This window comes from Streptomyces alkaliphilus (assembly GCF_014141535.1).
Taxonomy (GTDB): Bacteria; Actinomycetota; Actinomycetes; order Streptomycetales; family Streptomycetaceae; genus Streptomyces; species Streptomyces alkaliphilus.
On record NZ_VKHT01001238.1, the window covers coordinates 1 to 1,265 of the forward strand.

1 protein-coding gene is annotated in these 1,265 nt (G+C 74.7%); it reads right to left on the reverse strand.

Features of this window, described 5'->3' with window-relative positions; translation table 11 throughout:
- Positions 1-1,236, reverse strand: a 1,236-nt coding sequence (locus FNQ90_RS23675; protein WP_182608213.1) for an MDR family MFS transporter, incomplete at its 3' end; no start/stop codon positions are given.
- Positions 1,237-1,265 lie beyond the last annotated feature (29 nt).

A 1,265-nucleotide genomic window follows, 5' to 3' on the forward strand; every position in this document is an offset into this window, starting at 1 on the left:
GGCCAGGACCAGCCAGGGGACGACGGGTGGGACGGCCGGCTCCAGCAGCCGGCCCACGCCGGCGCCCCCGATGAGCACGATCAGCCCGGAGACCGAGGACAGCGCGCCGGTGTACAGGCCGATGCGGCGCGGTTCGGCGAGGTCGGGCACCATCCCGCGCGCGGCCGGCGCGATGAGCATCTGTCCCACGGTGAGCAGCACCACGAACCCGGCCGCCGGCAGCAGCGCGACCGCCCCGTCGGTGAGGTCGGCGGGCAGGGCGGCGGCCACGATCGCGAAGCCGGCGGAGAGCGTGAGCAGGCCGAGTGCCATGGCCCGCCGCGCGTCCAGTCGCGCGGTGGCCCAGTGGGTCACGGGCAGTTGGACGGTCACCACCAGCAGGGAGGAGAGAGCGAAAAGCCATCCCAGTGCCGTGGACGATCCGCCGGCCCGGTCCACCTCCACCGGCAGCGCGAGGTAGAGCTGGTTGTAGGCGAGCAGGTAGGTGCCGTACACCAGGCACAGTGCGAGGAACGCCCGGTTGCGCAGCATCGTCCGCATGCCCCCGCGTCCCCGGGCGGGTTCGCGCCCCGGGATGTGCTGCGGCAGCAGCCACGCGTGTCCGGCGAGGACCAGGACGAAGACGCCGGCCCCGGCCAGGCAGGCGGTGCGGAAATCCACGGCCAGCAGCAGCACGCCCACCAGGGGGCCGAGGAAGGCCCCGGCCTGGCCCGCGACGGTGAGCAGCGCCAACACCCGTGCCCGCGAGCCGAGCCCTTCCTCCTCCCGGCACACCGCCTGCCGCGTGACCTCGGACTCCACGGCCGGGGAGAACAGGGCGGCGGCGAAGCCGATGAGGAGCACCGACCCGATCACCGAGGCGGTGCCCCCGGCGAAGCCGAGCCAGGCGAAGCCGGCGATCCGCAGCGCGCAGCCGACGAGCACCACCGGGCGGACGCCGAGGCGGTCGGTGAGCATGCCGCCGATGACGAAGAGGCCCTGTTGGCTGAAGGTGCGCAGTCCGAGTACGAGCCCGATGAGCCAGCCGGCCATGCCGATGCCCGACCCGAGGTGGTCGGCGAGGAACGGCAGGACGGCGAAGAAGCCGATGTTGAAGGCGAACTGGGTGAGGATCAGCAGGCGCAGCAGCGGGGAGAGCGGGGGTTCGTCCCCGCCGCCGGTGAGGCGGCGCAGGCGGGCCAGGGGTCCCCGTGCATCGGGAGCCCCGGGGCCCGGCCCCGGCCCGGCGCCGGGCATCGGTGGGGGCGGGCGGACGGAGCCGGAAG